This is a genomic window from Shewanella sp. 10N.286.48.B5, from assembly GCF_002874355.2.
GTDB lineage: Bacteria > Pseudomonadota > Gammaproteobacteria > Enterobacterales > Shewanellaceae > Shewanella.
The window spans coordinates 2,621,213-2,643,104 of record NZ_MCVG02000001.1 but is presented as its reverse complement, the minus strand read 5'-3'; the positions used below and the strand labels follow the sequence as shown (position 1 = coordinate 2,643,104).

General features: G+C 41.6%; 17 protein-coding genes. 12 read left to right on the top strand and 5 right to left on the bottom strand.

Annotation, left to right across the window (positions count from 1 at the left end; translation table 11 throughout):
• Positions 1 to 182 precede the first annotated feature (182 nt).
• The gene (locus BCU57_RS11300) at positions 183 to 1,595 is read right to left on the bottom strand and encodes an FAD-dependent oxidoreductase (protein WP_102439252.1); all 1,413 of its coding nucleotides are present in this window, start codon (positions 1,593 to 1,595) and stop codon (positions 183 to 185) included.
• Between the two features lie 6 nt (positions 1,596 to 1,601).
• Positions 1,602 to 6,050 (bottom strand): glutamate synthase large subunit, encoded by a 4,449-nt coding sequence (gene gltB / locus BCU57_RS11295; RefSeq protein WP_102439251.1) that lies wholly within the window; start codon positions 6,048 to 6,050, stop codon positions 1,602 to 1,604.
• A 515-nt stretch (positions 6,051 to 6,565) separates the two neighbouring features.
• Between gltB and BCU57_RS11290 the strand changes: the two genes are divergently transcribed.
• The 3 genes from BCU57_RS11290 to oxyR all read left to right on the top strand — a co-directional run bounded on the left by BCU57_RS11290 (position 6,566) and on the right by oxyR (position 9,112).
• The gene (locus BCU57_RS11290; RefSeq protein ID WP_102439250.1) at positions 6,566 to 7,486 is read left to right on the top strand and encodes a TIGR01212 family radical SAM protein; all 921 of its coding nucleotides are present in this window, start codon (positions 6,566 to 6,568) and stop codon (positions 7,484 to 7,486) included.
• A gap of 190 nt (positions 7,487 to 7,676) precedes the next feature.
• Entirely contained in the window at positions 7,677 to 8,042 is a 366-nt protein-coding gene (locus tag BCU57_RS11285; RefSeq protein ID WP_076542524.1) for an Hpt domain-containing protein, read from the top strand.
• A gap of 164 nt (positions 8,043 to 8,206) precedes the next feature.
• Positions 8,207 to 9,112: a hydrogen peroxide-inducible genes transcriptional activator OxyR gene (gene oxyR, locus BCU57_RS11280; RefSeq protein WP_102439249.1), complete on the top strand. Its 906-nt coding sequence runs from the start codon at positions 8,207 to 8,209 to the stop codon at positions 9,110 to 9,112.
• A gap of 39 nt (positions 9,113 to 9,151) precedes the next feature.
• On the opposite strand, the gene BCU57_RS11275 is transcribed toward oxyR, so the two are convergent.
• Both BCU57_RS11275 and mutH read right to left on the bottom strand, forming a co-directional pair.
• Entirely contained in the window at positions 9,152 to 10,168 is a 1,017-nt protein-coding gene (locus BCU57_RS11275) for an adenylate/guanylate cyclase domain-containing protein (RefSeq protein WP_198589262.1), read from the bottom strand.
• Between the two features lie 181 nt (positions 10,169 to 10,349).
• Positions 10,350 to 11,015 (bottom strand): DNA mismatch repair endonuclease MutH, encoded by a 666-nt coding sequence (mutH, locus tag BCU57_RS11270; RefSeq protein ID WP_102439285.1) that lies wholly within the window; start codon positions 11,013 to 11,015, stop codon positions 10,350 to 10,352.
• A gap of 733 nt (positions 11,016 to 11,748) precedes the next feature.
• Here mutH and rppH point away from each other — a divergent pair.
• The 9 genes from rppH to BCU57_RS11225 all read left to right on the top strand — a co-directional run bounded on the left by rppH (position 11,749) and on the right by BCU57_RS11225 (position 20,215).
• Positions 11,749 to 12,267, top strand: a complete 519-nt coding sequence (gene rppH / locus BCU57_RS11265) for an RNA pyrophosphohydrolase (RefSeq protein ID WP_076542529.1) — start codon at positions 11,749 to 11,751, stop codon at positions 12,265 to 12,267.
• Between the two features lie 24 nt (positions 12,268 to 12,291).
• Positions 12,292 to 14,526 (top strand): phosphoenolpyruvate--protein phosphotransferase, encoded by a 2,235-nt coding sequence (ptsP, locus tag BCU57_RS11260; protein ID WP_102439247.1) that lies wholly within the window; start codon positions 12,292 to 12,294, stop codon positions 14,524 to 14,526.
• Between the two features lie 160 nt (positions 14,527 to 14,686).
• Entirely contained in the window at positions 14,687 to 15,490 is an 804-nt protein-coding gene (locus tag BCU57_RS11255) for a sulfite exporter TauE/SafE family protein (protein ID WP_102439246.1), read from the top strand.
• Between the two features lie 75 nt (positions 15,491 to 15,565).
• Positions 15,566 to 16,417 carry a thymidylate synthase gene (locus BCU57_RS11250; protein ID WP_102439245.1) on the top strand — a complete coding sequence of 284 codons (852 nt, stop codon included), beginning with the start codon at positions 15,566 to 15,568 and terminating at the stop codon, positions 16,415 to 16,417.
• Between the two features lie 501 nt (positions 16,418 to 16,918).
• Positions 16,919 to 18,091 carry a Na+/H+ antiporter NhaA gene (nhaA, locus tag BCU57_RS11245; RefSeq protein ID WP_102439244.1) on the top strand — a complete coding sequence of 391 codons (1,173 nt, stop codon included), beginning with the start codon at positions 16,919 to 16,921 and terminating at the stop codon, positions 18,089 to 18,091.
• A gap of 14 nt (positions 18,092 to 18,105) precedes the next feature.
• Positions 18,106 to 18,492: a hypothetical protein gene (locus BCU57_RS11240; RefSeq protein WP_102439243.1), complete on the top strand. Its 387-nt coding sequence runs from the start codon at positions 18,106 to 18,108 to the stop codon at positions 18,490 to 18,492.
• 28 nt (positions 18,493 to 18,520) lie between these two features.
• A complete protein-coding gene (gene nhaR / locus BCU57_RS11235) occupies positions 18,521 to 19,453 on the top strand; it encodes a transcriptional activator NhaR (RefSeq protein WP_076542538.1) in 933 nt (310 codons plus the stop codon).
• Between the two features lie 30 nt (positions 19,454 to 19,483).
• Entirely contained in the window at positions 19,484 to 19,732 is a 249-nt protein-coding gene (locus BCU57_RS11230) for a succinate dehydrogenase assembly factor 2 (RefSeq protein WP_102439242.1), read from the top strand.
• Between the two features lie 51 nt (positions 19,733 to 19,783).
• Complete coding sequence (locus BCU57_RS11225) at positions 19,784 to 20,215, top strand: protein YgfX (RefSeq protein WP_102439241.1); 432 nt, start codon at positions 19,784 to 19,786, stop codon at positions 20,213 to 20,215.
• Positions 20,216 to 20,226: 11 nt separating this feature from the next.
• Here the strand turns inward: BCU57_RS11225 and nadB are convergent, their stop codons facing one another.
• Positions 20,227 to 21,837 (bottom strand): L-aspartate oxidase, encoded by a 1,611-nt coding sequence (gene nadB, locus BCU57_RS11220; protein ID WP_102439240.1) that lies wholly within the window; start codon positions 21,835 to 21,837, stop codon positions 20,227 to 20,229.
• Positions 21,838 to 21,892 lie beyond the last annotated feature (55 nt).

Sequence of the window (21,892 nt, the reverse complement as noted above, 5' to 3'; positions counted from 1 at the left end):
TTAAATAATGGCGGCTAATATAGCACAAAAGCAAACAGGGAATGAGCAGTGTAGTAGCAATTTCAGCAAATAAAAAAGCGCATCAAAAGATGCGCTTTAAGAGCTTTTCTATCACAAGTTTTGCTATTAATCAGCCCAAGCTGTGTTATTGACCGCGGCTTGTCAGTGGCTGCAAAAGTGAGTTATGCGTCTTCAAAAGCGTTTAAAATCCCTTGAGCTGCATCGCGGCCTTCAGCAATAGCGGTAACGACTAAGTCTGAACCACGTACCATATCACCACCGGCAAACACTTTCGGGTTGGTTGTTTGGAAAGGGTTATCGTCAAACTTACTGGCTTTTACTAAACCCCATTCATTGGTTTCAATGCCAAAGTCGCTAAACCAAGCTGCAGGGCTGGCTTGGAAACCAAAGGCAATGATAATGGCATCAGCTTCAAGGGTTTGCTCACTACCGGCAATGACTTCAGCTTTTTGACGACCAGATTCATCGGCTTCGCCCATTTGAGTTTCTACACACTCAATGCCTGTGACTATGCCATCTTGCTCTTTGATTGCCACCGGTTGACGGTTAAATAAGAAGTTGACGCCTTCTTCGCGGGCATTTTGCACTTCACGGCGAGAGCCTGGCATGTTTGCTTCATCACGACGATAAGCACAAGTGACGCTTTTAGCCCCTTGGCGCACAGCAGTGCGGACACAATCCATAGCTGTATCACCACCGCCTAATACCACCACGTTTTTACCTTCAAGGCTTAAATATGGGTTTTCAGAGCATTCAGTGCCCATTAAATGATGAGTATTACCAATCAAGTAAGGCAGTGCTTGAATGACACCTTGACTGTCTTCACCGGGTAGGCGAGCTTTCATTGCTGTGTAGGTACCCATGCCGAGGAACACAGCATCATAACCATCTAGCAGGCTTTGAAAGGGAATGTCTTTACCAACGGTAACGCCCATTTTAAATTCAATGCCCATACCTTCAAGTACACTACGTCGGGTGGCCATAACCTCTTTATCAAGCTTGAAAGATGGAATGCCATAAGTCAGCAAACCACCAATCTGTGGGTATTTATCATATACCACAGCTTTAACACCGTTACGACTTAAGATATCAGCACAACCAAGGCCCGCTGGCCCTGCACCAATAATTGCCACGCGCTCTTTGCGTGGCTTCACTTTTGTCATATCGGGTCGCCATCCCTGGCTGATTGCAGTATCGGTAATGTATTTTTCAACATTACCAATGGTGACTGCGCCGAAATCATCATTGAGGGTGCAAGCCCCTTCACATAGACGATCTTGAGGGCACACTCTGCCACATATTTCTGGCAAGGTATTGGTTTCATGAACCAAATCTGCCGCTTCTAGAATACGACCTTGTTCGGCCAGTTTTAGCCAATTAGGAATGTAGTTATGCAGTGGACACTTCCACTCGCAATAAGGATTACCACAATCTAAACAACGGTCTGCCTGCTCAGCCACTTGAGGCTGAGAAAACGGCTGATAAATCTCAATAAATTGAGTTGAACGTTTCGAAGCGGCGTGTTTAGTTGGATCTTTACGATCGACTTCTATAAATTGAAAATCATTACTCATCTTAATTTACCCCGCCTTTACTGCAAGTTCCGGGCTTTTTTGCTCAATTTTGAGCAAGTCAGCAACGGCAATGTTCTTCGGCTTCACTAATACAAAACAATCTAACCAGTTCTCAAAATCACTTAAGATCATTTTGGCATGCTCACTGCCAGTGGCGCTTGCATGCTCTTCAATCAAGCCTTTAAGGTGTTGCTGCTGTATTGTTGATTCTAGTTTTTGGGTATCAACAAGCTCAGTATTAACTCGGCGACTAAAGTGATTAAAGCGATCAAAGATATAAGCAAAACCACCCGTCATACCTGCGCCGAAGTTAACCCCTGTTTTACCAAGAACAACTACGATGCCGCCAGTCATGTACTCACAACCGTTGTCACCCACACCTTCAACCACAGCTACGGCGCCAGAGTTACGAACCCCAAAACGCTCGCCAGCTTGACCTGCAGCATAAACTCGGCCGCCAGTTGCACCATATAGACAGGTATTACCCATAATGGCACTGCGCTCACTTTGGAATGGGCTGCCAACAGGAGGATGGATAATAATCTTACCGCCAGACATGCCTTTACCGACATAGTCATTAGCATCACCAATTAGCTCTAAATCTAACCCCGGGCTATTCCATACCCCAAAGCTTTGACCTGCACTGCCGTTAAATTGCAGTGTGATAGGTGATTTAGTGCCTTCTTTACCAATGTTGGTGGCAATAAAACCTGATAATGTCGCGCCGATTGAGCGGTCGGTATTGTTAATGGCATATTGCTTGGTTAACGCCTCACCGGCTAATACCGCTTGGGCTGTGTCTGAAACAATTTGTAGATTTAACTCACCTTTATCAGAAGGCGGGTTTAACTCTTTCCAAGTTATAGCACTTCCGTCAGCGACTTTTGGCTGATATAAAATTGGCGCTAAATCGAGTCCTAACTGCTTGGCTGTTTGGCCTTCAAGGGCATATAACCAATCAGTACGGCCGACTAAATCTTTAAATTTAGCAACGCCTAATTTTGCCATCCATTCACGGACTTCTTGAGCGACAAACTCAAAGTAAGTAATTACTCGCTCTGGCAAGCCATGATAATGCTTGTCACGTAAGTTTTTATCTTGGGTTGCTACACCGGTAGCGCAGTTGTTTAGATGACAAATACGCAGATATTTACAACCTAAAGCAATCATAGGTACGGTACCAAAGCCAAAGCTTTCTGCACCTAACAACGCGGCTTTAATGATGTCTTGACCGGTTTTTAAGCCGCCATCGACCTGTAAGCGAATTTTATGACGCAAACCATTCTCAACCAGTGATTGATGCACTTCCGCAAGGCCAAGCTCCCATGGTGAGCCAGCATATTTAACTGACGTAATTGGACTGGCACCAGTACCGCCATCGTAACCTGATATGGTGATCATATCGGCGTAAGCTTTCGCAACACCCGTTGCGATGGTGCCAACGCCCGGCTCAGATACCAGTTTCACTGACACTAAAGCTTTAGGGTTGATTTGCTTTAAATCGAAAATCAGCTGGGCTAAATCTTCGATAGAATAAATGTCATGATGCGGCGGTGGCGAAATTAAGGTAACCCCAGGGCGCGCATGACGAAGACCAGCGATTTCAACACTCACTTTATGGCCAGGTAACTGACCACCTTCACCGGGTTTTGCCCCTTGAGCGACTTTAATTTGCAATACATCAGCATTAACAAGGTAGTGGGCTGTAACGCCAAAACGGCCAGAGGCAATTTGCTTAATCGCTGAGTTACGTTCGCTATTGAAACGACTTGGGTCTTCACCACCTTCACCAGAATTTGAACGGCCACCAATGCGGTTCATAGCAACGGCTAAGGCTTCATGGGCTTCCGGACTTAATGCGCCGATACTCATTGCAGCGCTATCAAAACGTGGGAATAAGTTTCCGGCAGCTTCAACATTTGACTCGTCAATGGCCGCATTTGTGCCTTTAATGCCAATTAAGTCACGTAAGGTCGCAATAGGGCGGTCATCGACTAACGCTGCAAATTTCTTATATTTAGGGTAATCCTGATCTTTAAGACTTTGCTGTAACGTATTGACGACATCGGGGTTGAAACTATGATACTCGCCGCCTTCAACATACTTTAATAAACCGCCTTGTGGCAGTGGTATGTGAGCGCGAAACGCTGCAGTATGAAGCACTTTTTGATCGGTAGCTAAATGTTCAAAGCTTGCACCTTCAATACGGCTAATCACGCCTTTAAAGCACAATTCAATTACATCTGAAGATAAACCAATGGCTTCAAATTGCTGGCTACAACGGTAAGAGCCTACAGTACTGATCCCCATTTTCGACATGATTTTACGCAGGCCTTTTTCAATACCTTGGCGGAAGTTCAACATCAAGATACTGTCATCTTCTACTTGATGTTTCTTTGCCATGGCTGAAATAGACTCATAAGCCAGATAAGGGTAAATCGCTGTCGCGCCAAAACCTAATAGCACGGCAAAGTGATGTGGGTCGCGCGCTGATGCAGTTTCAACAATAATGTTGGTGTCACAACGTAAGCTTTGATCAACAAGGCGTTGCTGCACCGCGCCCACAGCCATAGCGGCAGGGATCACTTGAACATTTTTAGCGGCGGCTCTGTCTGACAGGATTAGTAAGGTTGTGCCACTTCTTGCTAAACGCTCAGCTTCATCGGTAATGCGCTCGATAGCTTGCTTTAAGTTTTCGTGGGCGTCGTAGTTTAAATCAATAGTATTCGCACGGTAGTAACTGCTATCAAGACCAAGTAACTGATTAAAATCACTAAAAAGTAAAACGGGTGATTCAAACATCACTCGATAAGCCACGCCGGTTGTTTCGCAAAATAAGTTTTGCTCGCGCCCAATACAGGTGGTTAACGACATCACATGTTTTTCACGTAATGGATCAATAGGCGGGTTGGTGACTTGTGCAAACTTTTGACGGAAATAGTCATACAGTGAGCGAGATTTTTTCGACAATACCGCCATTGGAGTATCATCACCCATTGAGCCAGTAGCTTCTTCACCTTTACTTGCTAGCACCCAAATAACTTGCTCTAACTCTTCACGGCTGTAACCAAATTGCTTTTGATACTGAAGTAACACATCAGCACTAAAATTACTGGCGCCTTGTTGAGCGGCATCAATTTTGGTCGCAGGTTTTAAGGTGCGGCTATTTTTAGCCATCCATTCTTTGTATGGGTGGCGACGTTTTAAGTCATTATCGATTTCAAATGACGAATACAAACGGCCATTCATGGTATCGAGTACTAATAATTCGCCAGGGCCAACACGGCCTTTTTCTACCACTTCATCGGCAGAATAATCCCAAATACCCACTTCTGATGCCAGTGTTAGGATGCGATCCTTGGTTATAACGTAGCGAGAAGGGCGTAGGCCGTTCCGGTCTACGGCGCAGGCAGCATGGCGGCCATTGCTCATTACGATGCCAGCAGGGCCGTCCCACGGCTCCATATGCATCGAGTTGAAATCATAAAATGCTTTCAACTCATCATCCATTTCAGGATTACTTTGCCAGGCTGGTGGTATAAGTAAGCGCATAGCACGGTATAAATCCATGCCACCGGCTAATAGCATTTCCAGCATATTATCCAATGATGATGAATCAGAGCCAGTTTCATTAACAAAAGGCGCGGCTTGTTGTAAATCAGGCAATAGCGGTGAATTAAATTTATAAGCACGGGCTCTGGCCCATTGGCGGTTACCGGTAATGGTATTGATTTCACCATTATGTGCTAAAAATCTAAATGGCTGCGCTAATGGCCACTTCGGCGAGGTGTTAGTTGAAAAGCGCTGATGGAATAAGCAAATGGTGCTTTTGAGACGAATATCGGCTAAGTCAGAATAAAATGCTGGCAAGTCTGCAGGCATCATTAAGCCTTTATAGACAATAACCTCACCCGATAAGCTGGCAACATAGAAGTCGCTATCATCGATGATTTGCTGTTCAAGACGGCGTCTGGCCATATAAAGCCGACGTTCTAAATCTTTTTCACGCCAGCCCACAGGGGCATTAATTAACACTTGGTAAATTTGTGGCAGGCTTTTGCGGCCAATCTCACCCAGTACATCAGGGTTTACAGGCACCTTTCTCCAACCGGCAACACTTAAGGTTTCACGCTGGAGTTCTTTTTCTAAAATGGCTTTTGCGGTTTCAGCTTTGACTGGATCTTGGCTGAGAAATAGCATGCCCACTGCAAACTTGCGGCTAAGGTGCCAATCATTTTCAGTTGCAATGGCTGCAAAAAAGTCTTTCGGCATCGACATTAATAGTCCACAGCCATCACCTGTGCGACCGTCTGATGCTATCCCACCACGGTGTTTCATTCTATCCAAACCGTGAATAGCAGTACGGACAATACGATGGCTAGCATCGCCATCCATTTGGGCTATTAAACCAAATCCACAATTGTCCCGCTCAAAACTGGGATGATATAAGCTCATACAAAAACTCCCTAAACCTAACTTAATACGACTCGGATAATGCGGAGAAGTTCTCATAGATATGCACCCGAACCACCCAAATTAGCTTGATAATGGATAAAGGTCAAACTTAAATTACTCAACAAAATGAATTGTTACTGTTATTACAAATGTTATAAAAAAGCTACCTTACGTTAACGTAAGATGTTTTTTTGTTCGTATAACCTTATGAATAAAAAGAATTTTAAAATTACAAAATTGTCACTTTTACTTTTGGTTAACATTTGGTGTTGATTGATATTGATTTATGGATAGTGAATTTATTTTCAAGTACAGTTTGAACAGGTAAATTGCCTTAAATGATTATTTATTCAATTAATTTGACTAAGAGTTGTAACTGCCAAGTTCAAAAATGTGCCCTTTGTCACTGTGTGAATATAAATTAATCGATTTATTTACTGTTTTTTTGATGTGGCACTAAGTTTTTATCTGTCAGAGCCTGTATTGTCTGCCACTTTTTGCCGTCAGGAGCAATTGTGGGTTTAGATGATTTTGTAAATACCTTCGGTGCAGTATGTAAGCAGCAATATGGCGGCAGAATTAAAAAGCTGACAATTGATGCTAAGTTCACTTGCCCAAATCGAGATGGAACCTTAGGTAAAGGCGGCTGCACTTTCTGTAATGTGTCGTCCTTTAGTTATGAGCAAGGCACTGAAGCCAGTATCTCTGAGCAATTAAAGCAAGGTAAGCAGCGCTCGCTAAATGATAGTGCCAAATATATTGCTTATTTTCAGGCTTATACGAGTACCTATGATGAGTATCAGGTGCTAAAGACGAAGTATGATGAGGCCATTAAAGATTCAGATATTGTTGGCTTACATATTGGTACCCGCCCGGATTGTGTACCAGATGATATTTTAGATTTGTTAGTCAGTTATCAAGATAAGGGGACTGAAGTCTGGCTTGAGCTTGGCTTACAAACTTCAAACAATGACACCTTAAAGCGCATTAACCGTGGTCATGACTTTGCTTGTTATCAAGATACAGTGCAGCGCGCTCGAAAACGTGGCATTAAAGTCTGTGCTCATTTGATCCTTGGCTTGCCCGGTGAAGACTATAGTGATTACTTGCGCAGTTTGAACAGTGTCATTGAAACCGGAGTTGATGGCATTAAACTGCATCCATTACATATAGTAGAAGGGAGTGTAATGGCTAAGACATGGCGTCATAAAGGGATGGCATTACTCACAAAAGAAGACTACGCCAACTATGCCAGTGAGCTTATTCGTCATACACCTAAAGATATTATTTTTCACAGAGTCACAGCTTATGCTAAAAAACCGCTATTACTGGCGCCTGATTGGTGCGGTTATCGATGGGAAGGCTTAGTGGCTATCGTGCAAAATTTAGCGGCTAACGGTGGACAAGGGCACTATTTGTCAGCCCAAAAAAACTAAAACTCAATCTTTAACTGCAATTTATGAAAGTTTATTCACTTACTTTATAAAGTTTTTTTAACAGCTTGTTAAAATACTGTGCTCAATTGCCAGAAATTAGACTTGAAAAGCTTTGTTTAGTTGCATAGGGGATTTTAGCGAGTATTATAAATTCAATTTTAAAGTTATGAATTGATTAAGAGGTGCCGAGATGGCCACAGTTGAGTTAGAGTCTGTATTGGATCTCAATACGTTAGAGCAATATTGTAGTGCTATTGGTGCTGGAACTTTATTAAAAAGTGTCGTGTTATTTGAGCAGCTAATGCCTGAATATTTAGGAAGCCTCATTAAAGCGAATGAAGCGAATGACAAAGATACCCTTTGTGCTGAAGCGCATAAATTTAAAGGTGCTGCAGGTTCTGTTGGATTAAAGCGTATTCAGCAATTTGCACAGCTTGTTCAACATGGCGAAGAGCCAGCTTGGGATACTGAGCATGATAAATGGTTAGGTCAAATCGTTGAGCATGCAGGTTCAGATCTACAGCAATTAAAAGAATTTTTAGAAGCAAAAGCTTAATTGCTTTTGACTTTTAAAAGCCCCGCAAGGGGCTTTTTTTTGCCTTTAAAAAAGTAACAGCATTAAATTTGCTGATTATGCGGACTAGATCCAGCTTAATTTATTGTTATTTATGTTTAGTTAATTCATTATTTGAATGACATCATCTTATGGTAATCGATTAAATGAAAAACCTGCCAAGCCTTAAAAATCTATTTTATTTAGTGAATTTGCATCAAGAGCAAAACTTTAACCGAGCGGCAAAGTCTTGCTTTGTTAGTCAGTCGACTCTTTCAAGTGGGATTCAAAACCTTGAAGAGCAATTGGGATATCAGCTTATCGAGCGTGATCATAAATCATTTATGTTCACAGCCATTGGTGAAGAGGTGGTTGATAGAGCGAGAAAATTATTGACGGATGTTGATGATCTTGTCGAATTAGTCAAAAACCAAGGTGAACCAATGACAGGTGAAATCCGCTTAGGTTGTATTCCGACCATAGCGCCTTTTTTATTGAGTCGAGTGGTAAAACAGTGCCAAGCTGATTATCCCCAATTGAGTTTATTGCTAAGGGAAGACACCACAGAAAGTTTGTTAGCATCACTGGGAAAAGGTGAGCTGGATTTACTTATTTTAGCTTTGCCTGTGGATACTACAGGTTTTCATAGTATGAAAGTGGGCATTGACCCGTTCAAAATGGTGGTTCATCAGGAACTATCTAATGGGATCCATGTGCCTATTGATTATCAACAAATGCCCGATGAAAGTATTTTCTTACTGCAAAGTGAGCATTGTATTACTGGCCATGCGATTACGGCTTGCCAATTAGGCAATAGTGCTAAGATTAACCCCTTTGCCGCCACGAGTTTACATACTCTGGTGCAAATGGTGGATAGTAAGTTAGGAACGACCTTTTTACCGCAAATGGCCATTGATGCTGGTATTTTGAATGACACTGAACTTCAGATTATGACACCGCCTGGTGAAGCGCCATATCGTGATATTGGATTGGTTTGGCGACAAACCACTAGTCGTATTTCAACCTTTAGAACCTTAGGCTTGATGCTAGAAGGCTTATTGCAAAAGCAGTAATCAAGCTGGCAACGGTTTATCTTGTTTGGTGTTGTTTCATTAAGGGGTTATTTTCGGAGCTACACCAAATACTTCAATTTCGTGTTTTTTACCTTTTAGCATCATTGCACCTAAATCAGTTAAATCGTATTGGCTGGTTTGACGTTCTAAACGGTGGGCGACTTCACCGGAGATCAACATTCTCTGACCTAAAGGGTTACACTGATCTTGAAGCCTTGCGAGGGTATTGAGTACATCGCTAAAGTAGCTAATTTCTTGCTTATGAACGCCAACTACGGCAGCGACAACCTGACCACAATGGGCAGCAGCTTTAAATTTGGGTACAAAACCATAATGTTCTTCAAAGTAAGCGCGATGCCAGTTTAACTGTTGGCTGAATTCATAATAGATATTCATACAGCGATCTTCTTTAACACCTTCATCTAACGGCCAATGAATTAATACGGCATCACCCATATAACGGTAAATTTCGGCTTCATTATTGGTTACTGTATCTGCCAGCATGCTAAAACTATCTTGGATTAGACGACTGAAACGGTAATCACCTAATGTTTCTGCATGAGCGGTAGATGACACCATATCCACAAATAAAAATAGTCGGTGTTCATAACGTGGCTGGTGGTATTTACCTAAACCTATGTTAAGTAACACTCTTGGGCCTACAAGTAGCGCCATTTGTTCAATAAAGGCTAAGCCGACGCGTACCACGGCGAGATAAATCACTAAGGCCTGAAATGCTGGGCTGTATAAAATATGCGCAGTAAGCATTTGCCTTAGTGATACTAAATGGTTTTCTATGGCCCACATGTTTAAAAATTGGGTGACATAAGCCAGCGTCATGGCACCGAGTAGTAAAAATAGGCCTTTAAATATGACTGAAAAAATATAGGGCAGGCGGCTGATGGCGCTAAAATCGGCAATAAGGTTAGACATCCAATGCAGGCAGCCGAATACGAAGCCCATAAAAATAGCTAGCGTTGCTAAGTCTATTTTTCCGATGGCCCATTGAGGTAAATCAGGAGTTTGTGAATATCGGAAAAAGACAAATGCGCTCATGGCAATACACCATGCTAAAATCGCAAATAATAGCTTTCTTGTCTGACGACGTACTTTCACAGGATTATATCGAGTCCGTTGATATTTTAAGACAGGCTAGTTTATAGAAAATTCCCATACTTGTCATAGTGGTATTTACAATAGTTTTAATAAAAAGCCTTTATATTTACAGTTTGTAACGCTAACTAAATGCATTTGTTAGTATTTGGTGGGTAAAGTTGATCTTTAAATAGAAACCTCGGGGATTAGAGAGCTTAATCAGACCGTCTTCGGCAATTGACTCAGTTAATGCTTGGCTATTGGCTGCCTTTGGTCTTAGTTGTAATACTTCACCATGACGAGCGGTGATTTGCTCTACTTTTCCTATGGCAATTAATTCCATTATCTCTTCCCAGTCTTGCTTTAACTGGACATATTGTTGTTGATTGGGTTGCCATAATACTGGTGAGCCTATTTTTCGCTCAGCGACAGGGATACTTCTTTCACCCTGAATGGGGATCCACAGCACGTGTTGTAATTTATGATAAACCACACTGTCTTCCCAAGTGAGCCCTTGAATATTGGTCAGTGGGGCAACGGTGACATAGGTTGTTTCTATTGGTTTACCCTGTTTATCAATTGGAATGGTTTTTAACTCAATCCCCAAATGAAGAAAGTCTTGCTGTGGTTTTGAGCCTGCCGTTGCCCCTAGCTCCATTTCAATCAGTTGTCCTACCCAGCCTTTGTCTCTTCTTAAGTTTTCTGGCACGTTTACGCCATGCTCTTTTGCTATGTCACCTAAACTGACACCAGCCATGTCATAGGCTCTTTGCATCAATTCATCGATTGAGTTTGGTGGGGTATTCATCATGGAGCAATGTCTTACTTTTAAAAGTTCGCGTGTATTAAAGTGTACTGTTTTATCGATTATTTTAAAATGACAACTACTGGTTGTTTTTTGAGCGCCTTGACAGGTTAAAGTTATCCAAGGTTTTGCAGTAATATATTGCTTTGTTTATTAACGACTTTTATGAATGCTGGTGAGTTTGTTTGACCATTTTATAAAGTTACACTCCTTTTGCTCCACTATTTCACACACACTTATCCACAGAATGAATGAATAACTTTAATTTGTTTATGCTTAGCGGATATTTTTTTGACAGTCAATGGTGAAAAATAGCTTTATTTTGATATTTATAAAATAAATATGTTGTTTTTTGTGTATAACTTATTTCGCCTGTATGGCCACAATTAATAATTACCTTTGCTGTTTAAAAAGTGACCTCTTGTGTGGTTTAATTATAAGTTAACAATGCTGCAAAAGGTCAAGTTGTTGTATTGGTTTGTTTTTTTACTGTTGATTTGGTTTTGTTAACGACAGTGGTTGTCACTGTAATTTGGCCTGTTTAGAGTTATTTTAGAGTTTCAAACAGAGATATCCACAGATTTTGTGGATAATAATGATAACTAAGGTCATCATCTGTTGATAAAAGTTGCTAAGGGCTTATTTTATCCAAGTGTTCTATTGAAATAGTCGTTTGCCCGTAGGCGAGCTTTATGAAACAATCTAGTCATTAATTTGTAGTGAAATTGGAGTCCATGTGATTGATAGCGACGGCTTTCGCGCAAATGTGGGCATTATTATCTGTAACAAATATGGTCAAGTAATGTGGGCCAGACGGTTTGGACAACATTCATGGCAATTTCCTCAAGGCGGTGTAGATGATGGTGAAACCCCAGAACAAGCCATGTACCGAGAATTGTATGAAGAAGTCGGTCTTAAACCTGAAAATGTGCAAATTTTAACGTCAACACGTTCATGGCTGAGATATCGTTTGCCTAAGAGGTTAATTAGGCAAGAAAGTAAACCAGTTTGTATTGGTCAAAAACAAAAGTGGTATCTATTACAACTGAAAGGCAGTGACGACACGATTAATTTGAATTCCTGTGGTCATCCAGAGTTTGATGATTGGCGTTGGGTGAATTATTGGTATCCAGTCAGACAAGTCGTTTCTTTTAAGCGTGATGTTTACCGTAAAGTTATGAAGGAGTTTTCCTCTATTACATTGGCATTTCAAGGCCGCGAGCCTAGCCGAAAAAGAGGCCGTTATAGAAATTAGCTGATCAAAAAAGGATGTGAAGCAGTGCTAAATACGCTTAGGGATATTACACAGTCTGTCGCCAGTGCTAATAGCTTAGAGACGGCATTGTCATTATTGGTTTCCCAAACCAAGTTGGCAATGCAAACGCACTGCTGTTCTATTTATATTCTTGAACAGCAACAATTGGTGCTTTCTGCTACAGAGGGCCTTGCACCTAATTCCATCAATCGTGTCAAAATGCCTTTATCTGAAGGCTTAGTGGGCTTAGCGGCAGAAAAAGAAGAAGCTGTTAACCTTGCCGATGCAAAATCACACCCCAGATTTAAACTATTTCCTGAAGTTGAAGAAGAAGAGTACCGCGCATTTCTGGCAGTACCTATAATCTTTCAAAAACAGGTTGTCGGCGTCATTGTGGTGCAGCAACCGCAGCCGAGACAGTTTAGTGAAAATGAAGAAGCCTTTTTGATGACTTTGGCGGCCCAACTAGCGGTTGTGGTACGTAATTTGAAAAACAAAGCTGCGATCAGTAATGTTCAACAACAAGTCGTCTTCAAAGGTACTTCAGCGTCAAAAGGTATCGCCATTGCTGATGGCTTTGTGCTTGGTGGTGCTATCTCTCTCGATCAGCCCGAAGAACAAGCCACAGACTTAGCAACAGAAATTCAGCGTCTAAAAGCTGCTATGCAACGCTGTAGTGATATTATCAGCACTTTATCCCAACGTTTTGATCGTGAAAATGTAGATGATGTGGCCTCTATTTTTTCTGCTTTACAATTACTGTTAGGTGAAGCCAGTCTTGGTGGCGAGTATCTACGGGAAGTGAATTTAGGTTGGCAAGCCGAATCTGCCGTTAGCCGGGTGTCTAAACGCTATATTGAGCAGTTTATCGCGATGGAAGACCCGTATTTAAAAGAGCGGGCCAGTGATATTCGTGAATTAGGCCAAAAAGTTTTACGCCAATTAATCGAACCAGACAAAATAGAACTCGCACCTGATAAATCGGTCATACTGGTGGCGAAAGAGGTTGATGCCACATTATTAGCAGAGTTTCCTCGAGGAAAACTTGCAGGAATAGTCACAGAACTTGGCGGGGTAAATGCCCACGCAGCAATATTGGCAAGAGCCTTGGGTGTGCCAGCAATTGTTGGTGTTGATCAGGTTTTATCTGCAGATGTTGACAATAAAAAGTTAGTGCTAAATGCCAATAGCGGCCAATTATTAATTTCGCCATCTGATGCCATTATTCATGAATATCTTTGCTTAATTTCTGAGAGTAAAGCTCAGCAACGACAATTTTCTGCTGAAATATCCTTACCCGCTGAAACCTTAGACGGTCAAAGAATACAGCTTTATTTGAATGCCGGTTTATTAAGTGGTTTAAGCACCGATATGGCAGAAGGCGCTGATGGTATTGGACTGTACCGCACTGAAATTCCCTTTATGCTGCATCAACGCTTTCCCAGTGAACTTGAGCAAGTTCAAGTTTATAAACAAGTGCTATCGGCAGCGCGAGACAGACCTGTGGTGATGCGCACCCTTGATGTGGGCGGTGATAAACCATTGCCTTATTTTCCTATCACAGAAGATAATCCTTTTTTAGGCTGGCGTGGCATCCGCTTATCTTTAGATCATCCAGAACTGTTTTTAATGCAATTACGCGCGATGTTGACAGCCAATGCTGACTCTTCACAATTGCAGATATTGTTGCCTATGGTCAGTAATTTAGACGAAATCGATCGAACATTACTTTACCTAGAACAGGCATATTCAGAGCTGACTGAAGAGCTCGCAAGAGAAATACCCAAACCTAAAATAGGGGTAATGCTTGAAGTCCCATCTTTGCTTTTCCAATTAGAAGATGTGGCTAAAAGAGTTGATTTTGTTTCTGTAGGTAGTAATGACTTAACCCAGTATTTGCTTGCGGTGGATAGAAATAACCCCAGTGTCAGTTCATTATTTGATAGTTTTCACCCTGGCGTATTAAGGGCGCTAAAATGGACTATTACTGACTGTAACCGTTTTCAGCTTGATGCCAGTATTTGCGGTGAACTTGCTGGCGAGCCCATGGGCGCCTTATTGTTAGTGGCTATGGGCTACGAAAAACTCAGTATGAACCAAGGCAGTATTGCGCGGATAAACTATCTACTTAGACGGATTAACAAAGCTGAACTTGAGCGATTACTAGACCAGGTATTAAGCTTGTCTAATGGTGAGCAAGTCAGGCAATTATTGAATCAATATTTGCAACAGCGTAATTTGCTGTCGATTTTAGACTAATGACAGGCCAACGTGACGCTTATTGCAGTAATTTCAAATCAGCAATTTAAAATCAGCAAGTTGAAATAAAAATACTGAAGCAAAGTTAGTTAATTAAACAAGTTGATAAAAGCAACTTGGCTAAGTCAATTTACACATTTTTCATTGTTAGGGCTGTACGTTGGACAATATATTGTTAGTTTTTTCACTTTGCTTGTTATTAGGCGCAGTGGTTGGATTTTTTGCTGGTTTGTTAGGCATAGGTGGCGGGCTTATTATTGTACCGGCACTGATTTATTTACTGCCCTGGATAGGCATAGAGTCCAGCCAACTCACCCATGTAGCCATTGCCACCTCGTTAGCCTCAATTATTATGACCTCGTTTAGCTCTGCTATTGCCCATCATAGACACGGTAATATCCCTTGGGAGCTTTTTAAGCCCATGTTGCCGGGTATTGTGGTTGGTGCGTTAGCATCGGCTTTTATCTCAGAACAAATAGCAGCCAATGTATTACAGCAGGCTTTCTCGATATTTGTCACAGTGATGGCAATACAAATGGCATTTCCATTAAAACCCAAAGCCGTAGCGAAAGTGCCAAGTTTTAAGCTGATGTTTATCGTTTCAATGCTAATAGCTGTTGTTGCCGGCTTAATGGGCATTGGCGGCGGGGTACTGCTGGTGCCTTTCTTGTGCTATTGCGGTTTACAAATGCGTCAAGCGGTTGGCTTTGCGTCGGTAACAGGTTTTTTAATCGCGATAGCGGGTACTGCGGGCTATGTTATTGCCGGATTAAATGCCACTGACTTACCCACTTGGACAGTCGGTTATATTTATATTCCCGCATTAGTGGGGATCATCATTACCTCTATGCTTATTGCACCTTTAGGGGTAAAGGCCGCCAGTATTTGGCCAACGCCGATACTGAAAAAGATATTCGCAGTTTTGCTGATGGTAATAGGTTTAAAGCTCGCGCTTTCTGCTTAAAAAAATTACACTAGCCACGAGTTTTGATAATTAATATTCTGCAAATAACAAACGTTTTAATAATAGGACAATAAAATGCGTCAGTATTTAGATCTCTGCAACCACATCGTTGAAAACGGCCACTGGATTGAAAATAAACGTACAGGTAAGCGCTGTTTAACGGTGATCAATGCAGATTTACAATACGATGTTGCCAATAATCAATTTCCCATTATTACGACTCGTAAAAGCTTCTGGAAGGCTGCAATTGCTGAGCTTATTGGCTACATTCGTGGTTACGATAATGCCGCAGATTTTCGCGCCATCGGCACTAAAACCTGGGATATGAACGCCAATGACAACCAAAGTTGGTTAAACAATCCACACCGCAAAGGTGAGGATGATATGGGCCGAGTATACGGAGTGCAAGGAAGACGCTGGCAAAAACCTTGTGGTGGAAGCGTTGATCAGCTTGCTAAAATTGTCGATAACTTATCTAAAGGGGTTGACGATCGTGGTGAGATTATCACTTTCTATAATCCTGGTGAGTTTGACATGGGCTGCTTAAGACCTTGTATGCATACTCATACTTTTTCGCTTCTCGGTGATACCCTTTACCTAACAAGCTATCAGCGTTCATGTGATGTGCCTTTGGGGCTTAACTTTAATCAAATTCAGGTGTACACCTTTTTAGCACTAATGGCGCAGATCACTGGAAATAAGCCAGGTCTGGCTTATCACAAGATCATTAATGCGCACATTTATGAAGATCAACTTGAATTGATGAAAACTGAGCAACTTGTCCGTGATCCATTCCCATCGCCACAGTTGAATATTAATCCTGATATAAAAAGTTTACGTGACTTGGAAACTTGGGTCACCATGGATGACTTTGAAGTGATTGGTTACCAACATCACGAAGCAATTAAGTATCCCTTCTCCGTATAAATCACATTTCAGCCATCATTTCACCCAATGGCTTTGGTTTACATCTAAACCAAAGCGATTGTCTTCTACTGCGCAAAGTATCGACGATTTTTAAACCCGATAATGAAAATAACAGCTAACCTTTAATGATTTTATGGGGACAGTGTATGCAAAACAGCCTCATTGCTAAGTTGCTTTTTAAGACTAAAAAGACAATGTTAGTTAATAATGCTTGTGATAATAATTTTGCAGAGTATTGTAAATAAAAGATTAATTAATTTAGCTGATTGTATTTTTATTCAGCAGTTGATATTTTTTTCAAGAAGCTTGTTGGTAATTGATTAGCTTAAAAAAGCGATATGTTGGCAATTTGGGCTCACGTTAATACACTTAAATGTGATCTTGTTCGTGTTATTTTGTTTAATACCTCGGAAATCCCGACATATAAGACCCAAACTAACGATTATGATTGTTTGAATAATTCCGCTAGACTCGAATTAATTGTTTTTTGTGGAGAAAATTATGGAACGTGCAATTAAGAATTTCTTAAGTCAAGAATCTGCAGGGGGTATCATTTTGATGATCTCTGTAGTGCTGGCGATGTTAATGGCAAATTCGCCATTAGCGGGTTTATACAGTGGTTTTCTTGATACAGAAGTCCAAGTGCGTATCGGTTCACTGGATATAGATAAGCCATTACTGTTGTGGATTAATGATGGTCTTATGGCGTTATTCTTCCTACTAATTGGTTTAGAAGTTAAACGTGAACTGCTAGAAGGTGCGCTTTCAAGCGTTTCAAAAGCATCATTACCTACCTTTGCTGCTATTGGTGGTATGTTGTTCCCAGCGTTATTTTATTTAGCGTTCAACTACTCAGATCCTGTGACTCAAGTGGGCTGGGCAATTCCAGCTGCGACTGATATTGCCTTTGCACTCGGTATCATGGCGCTACTTGGTAGCCGTGTTCCGGTGGCATTGAAAGTCTTTTTACTTGCATTAGCCATTATCGATGACTTGGGCGTAATCGTCATTATCGCACTATTTTACAGTGCTGATTTATCGATGGTAAGCTTGATTGTTGCAGCTATTTCAATTGTATTAATGGTTGCTCTGAACCGCAAAGGTGTCAGCTCACTGATCCCTTACGGTTTACTTGGTCTGATCTTATGGGTTGCAGTGCTTAAATCTGGCGTACATGCCACATTAGCAGGTGTGATTATTGCGTTCTGTATTCCATTGCGGGCTAAAGACGGCTCATCACCATCTGAGCATTTAGAGCATAGCCTACACCCTTGGAGCACCTTCTTCATTCTACCCGTATTCGCCTTTGCCAATGCAGGCTTATCACTTGCAGGTATGAGCGTAACCTCGTTAGTTGAGCCAGTAACTATCGGTATTATCTTAGGCCTACTATTAGGTAAGCCTGTAGGTGTATTACTGTTTAGTTATGTTGCGGTAAAACTAAAATTAGCTGAATTACCACCAGGAATTGGCTGGAGTCAAATTATCCCTGTGGCAGTGATGACTGGTATTGGTTTCACTATGTCAGTATTTATTTCGTCGCTTGCCTTTGATGGTGCACCTGATCAATATGGTGATTTTGCAAGATTAGGTATTTTAACCGGTTCAATGCTAGCTGCATTAGTGGGTTATTTCTGGTTAAACAAGGTGCTTCCTAAAACTGAAGCAAAATAAGCTGGAGTGATTAAATGAAACTTAAACTGCTAATGTTAGCCTTTGCTATTGGGGCCGTTGTTCCTGCCCAAGCAACGTCATTCAATGTTTGTCAAAAGGATGTTGAATCAAGCGAGTGTAAAAGTTACTTAGATGGTGTGGTTGATGGTGCATTGATGTACCACGACGACGCTTCTGCTAGCCGATTAGACGCTGATAGTGGCTATGAGTCTCGAGCGCTTAAATACCGTGCAGGTAAACGCTATCAAGAGGCTAACCGCAGTTTTTGTGCAGAAAGAGTCCCTGACAAGGCAGATATTGTTTTGGCCATTCAAGAACAAACGGCCAATAAAAACATCAATGACCTAAATGAGTTGTCGATATTAATTGATAGCTTGTTGAACTGTCAGAGACTAAAATAAGTCATCTTTCATTAGCTGGCTTATATGAATGCAACATTTAAATTATAACCATCTATATTATTTTTGGATGGTTAGAAAGAAAGGGACGGTAGCCAAGGCTGCCGTCGCTTTATGTTTAGCCCCGCAAACTATCACAGGTCAAATTCGCGCTTTAGAAGAACGCCTCAATGGCAGTCTATTTAAACGTGTCGGCCGCAACCTTGAATCCACCGAACTTGGTGAAATCGTATTTCGTTATGCTGATAAGATGTTTAGTCTAAGCTACGAAATGATCGATTTACTCTCTTATCAAAAAGATGACTCAGTGTTATTTGAAGTGGGTATTGCTGATGCCCTGTCTAAAGCCTTAGCCAGTCGCGTTTTACTGACAGTGATCCCAAGTGACGGTTCAATGCATTTGAGCTGTTATGAATCAACCCATGAAAGCCTGATAGCAAGGTTACGTGAACATAAATTAGATATGATTTTATCTGATTGTGCTGGCGTATCACTTAAATACCCTGAAATCTTATCCAAAAAGTTAGGCGAGTGCGGTATTAGCTTTTTCTCTTCATCAAAGCCCTCTGCTGACTTTCCAGCATGTCTTGAGCAAGAGAAATTACTGATCCCAGGCAAGCGTACTTCCCTTGGGCAACAGTTACATCGCTGGTTTGCTGAAAAAAATCTTAATGTGAGTATTTTAGGTGAGTTTGATGATGCAGCTATGATGAAAGCATTTGGTTTGTTTAAGCGCGGTATATTTGTTGCTCCCTCTATTTATCGTCATGATATACTCTCCCAAGGCATGGTATTACTGGGTGAAACCACTGATATTAAAGAAGAGTATCATGTCATGTTTGCTGAGAGGATGATTCAACACCCTGCGGTTCAACGCTTGTTAGAAACAGACTTTAATGATTTGTTTGCTGGTGTTGATCCACAAGTTCAAGATGTTGAGCATCGAAGTTTGCAACATCTATAAAGTATCCGAAGAGATGTTAGGAGAAGTACATTGGAATTAATGAATATAGCAAGAGTGCGCTGGGCTTGTCGAAGAGGGATGCTTGAGTTAGATGTTCTTTTTCAACCTTTTGTAGAGCAACATTACCAAGCTTTAGCTGATAAAGATAAGCAAACCTTCATTGATTTATTAGCCTGTGAAGACCCTGAGTTATTTGCTTGGTTTATGGGGCATGAAGTTTGCCCTGATGCTGCTATGGCTGACATGATAGTTACGGTTCGTGGTCGCCCTCAACCATAAGCTAGTTTATAGCGATATGAGCTTACTGCAAAAGATGAAGGTGCTTAACTGATGCATTTCAGCTTAAGCGCTTCATTTAATCAATTTTTATCACATATTGTATTGCTCTGTGTGTGTTTAAGCAGCTTTATTCTTTGGCCAGATTATCGCCACTGGGCTTATCAACTGGCATTCTATTTTATTCTTATCTCGTATCTGGCTTTTTTTGTCGCTCATCTGTTGGCGTTAAGGCATTGGCGTTGCCAATTTTCTTTACTTGATGCAAGTAAAGGTAAGTTATCCCAAGGGCAAGAATTTCAATTATGGCGCAGTTCAATAGTCACTGTATTTGCTACAGTGATGTTTATTGAACTTGACGTTTTAGATGAGCGGGGAGTTGCAACTCGGGGAAAAAGGCAGTTATTAATTGTCTGGAGCGACATGCTTGACGACAGCAGTTACCGAAACCTGTGTCGTCAATTAATCGCATATCAAAAGCGTTAATAATCTTAACGCTATCGTTTAGGTTGTAAAATAGTTGGCTTTGGATTATCGACTTGCTCTGGGTAATCGGCATTATAGTGTAGGCCACGACTTTCTTTTCTTTCCATGGCGCAGCGAATGATTAACTCAGCTACTTGAACCAAGTTTCTCAATTCCAGTAAATTGTTACTGACTCTGAAGTTAGTATAATATTCTTGAATTTCTTGTTGTAACAATGCGCAGCGGCGTAGCGCGCGCTCCAAGCGTTTATCGGTTCTAACAATTCCTACATAATCCCACATGAATAAACGCAGTTCATGCCAGTTATGGGCAATGACCACTTCTTCATCTGAGTTACTAACCTGACTTTCATCCCAGAGTGGCACAGGCCCGGGTGTCGGCACTTTTTCAAGCAAGCTTTCAATATCTTGAGCAGCAGCTCTAGCAAAAACCAAGCACTCTAATAAGGAGTTACTGGCCAGTCGGTTGGCACCATGTAAGCCGGTGTAGGCTACTTCACCAATGGCATATAGGCCATTGATATCAGTTTGACCATGCAAATCTGTCATGACGCCGCCGCAGGTGTAATGGGCTGCAGGCACCACAGGGATGGGATCGGTGGTGATATCAATACCAAATTCTAAACAGCGACTGTAAATCGTGGGAAAATGTTTGATGACAAATTCAGCGGGTTTATGGCTGATATCTAAATACAGACAATCAGCACCCAAGCGCTTCATTTCATAATCGATTGCCCTTGCCACAATATCACGGGGAGCAAGTTCCGCGCGTTCATCAAATTCAGGCATAAAACGGCTACCATCAGGTCGTTTTAAATATGCGCCCTCACCACGTAATGCTTCAGTGAGCAGATAATTTCTAGCATCAGCATGATACAAGCAAGTTGGATGAAATTGATTAAACTCCATGTTGGCAATACGGCAACCCGCTCGCCAAGCCATGGCGATTCCGTCACCACTAGCAATATCCGGATTAGAAGTATATTGATATACCTTTGAACAGCCACCTGTCGCGATAGCAACAAATTTGGCTGTTACCGTTTCAACGTGCTCAGCATCGCGGTTCCAAATATAAGCACCCACTACACGATTACCGGGGCGGTTTAATTTGCGAGTGGTGATTAGGTCAATGGCGTTATATCGCTCAAGTACTTTAATATTCGGGTGCGCGATTGCGCGTTCTTGCAAGGTTGTTTGTACGGCTTTTCCTGTTGCATCGGCAGAGTGCAAAATACGTCGATGGCTGTGACCACCTTCACGGGTCAAATGATAAGGTGCTGCGCTTTGATCGCCGTCAGTTTCTTCTTTATCAAATGCAACACCGCATTGAATTAACCATTGCATCGACTTTTTGGCATTTTCAGCCGTGTAAGTCACCACTTCTTTGTCACAAAGTCCTGCGCCAGCAATGAGCGTGTCATTAACATGTGATTCAATAGTGTCCGATTCATCGAATACAGATGCGATTCCACCTTGGGCATAATAAGTCGAACCTTCCGCCAAAGGGCCTTTAGAAAGTAAAATAACTTTAGACTTTTCAGCTAGATGCAGGGCAAGTGTTAATCCTGCTGCACCGCTACCTATAACCAAAATATCAGACTGGTGTTCAACTGCTTGTTTCATAAGGTATCATGGAGTACTTAATATGTTCCTCAATGGTAAATCAATTACGCTTTTT

Coding starts and splice junctions, on each gene's coding strand:
- BCU57_RS11300 (WP_102439252.1), bottom strand. CDS start 1,595: ATGAGTAATGATTTTCAATTTATAGAAGTCGATCGTAAAGATCCAACT.
- gltB (WP_102439251.1), bottom strand. CDS start 6,050: ATGAGCTTATATCATCCCAGTTTTGAGCGGGACAATTGTGGATTTGGT.
- BCU57_RS11285 (WP_076542524.1), top strand. CDS start 7,677: ATGGCCACAGTTGAGTTAGAGTCTGTATTGGATCTCAATACGTTAGAG.
- oxyR (WP_102439249.1), top strand. CDS start 8,207: ATGAAAAACCTGCCAAGCCTTAAAAATCTATTTTATTTAGTGAATTTG.
- BCU57_RS11275 (WP_198589262.1), bottom strand. CDS start 10,168: ATGAGCGCATTTGTCTTTTTCCGATATTCACAAACTCCTGATTTACCT.
- mutH (WP_102439285.1), bottom strand. CDS start 11,015: ATGAATACCCCACCAAACTCAATCGATGAATTGATGCAAAGAGCCTAT.
- BCU57_RS11250 (WP_102439245.1), top strand. CDS start 15,566: ATGCGTCAGTATTTAGATCTCTGCAACCACATCGTTGAAAACGGCCAC.
- nhaA (WP_102439244.1), top strand. CDS start 16,919: ATGGAACGTGCAATTAAGAATTTCTTAAGTCAAGAATCTGCAGGGGGT.
- BCU57_RS11240 (WP_102439243.1), top strand. CDS start 18,106: ATGAAACTTAAACTGCTAATGTTAGCCTTTGCTATTGGGGCCGTTGTT.
- nhaR (WP_076542538.1), top strand. CDS start 18,521: ATGCAACATTTAAATTATAACCATCTATATTATTTTTGGATGGTTAGA.
- BCU57_RS11225 (WP_102439241.1), top strand. CDS start 19,784: ATGCATTTCAGCTTAAGCGCTTCATTTAATCAATTTTTATCACATATT.
- nadB (WP_102439240.1), bottom strand. CDS start 21,837: ATGAAACAAGCAGTTGAACACCAGTCTGATATTTTGGTTATAGGTAGC.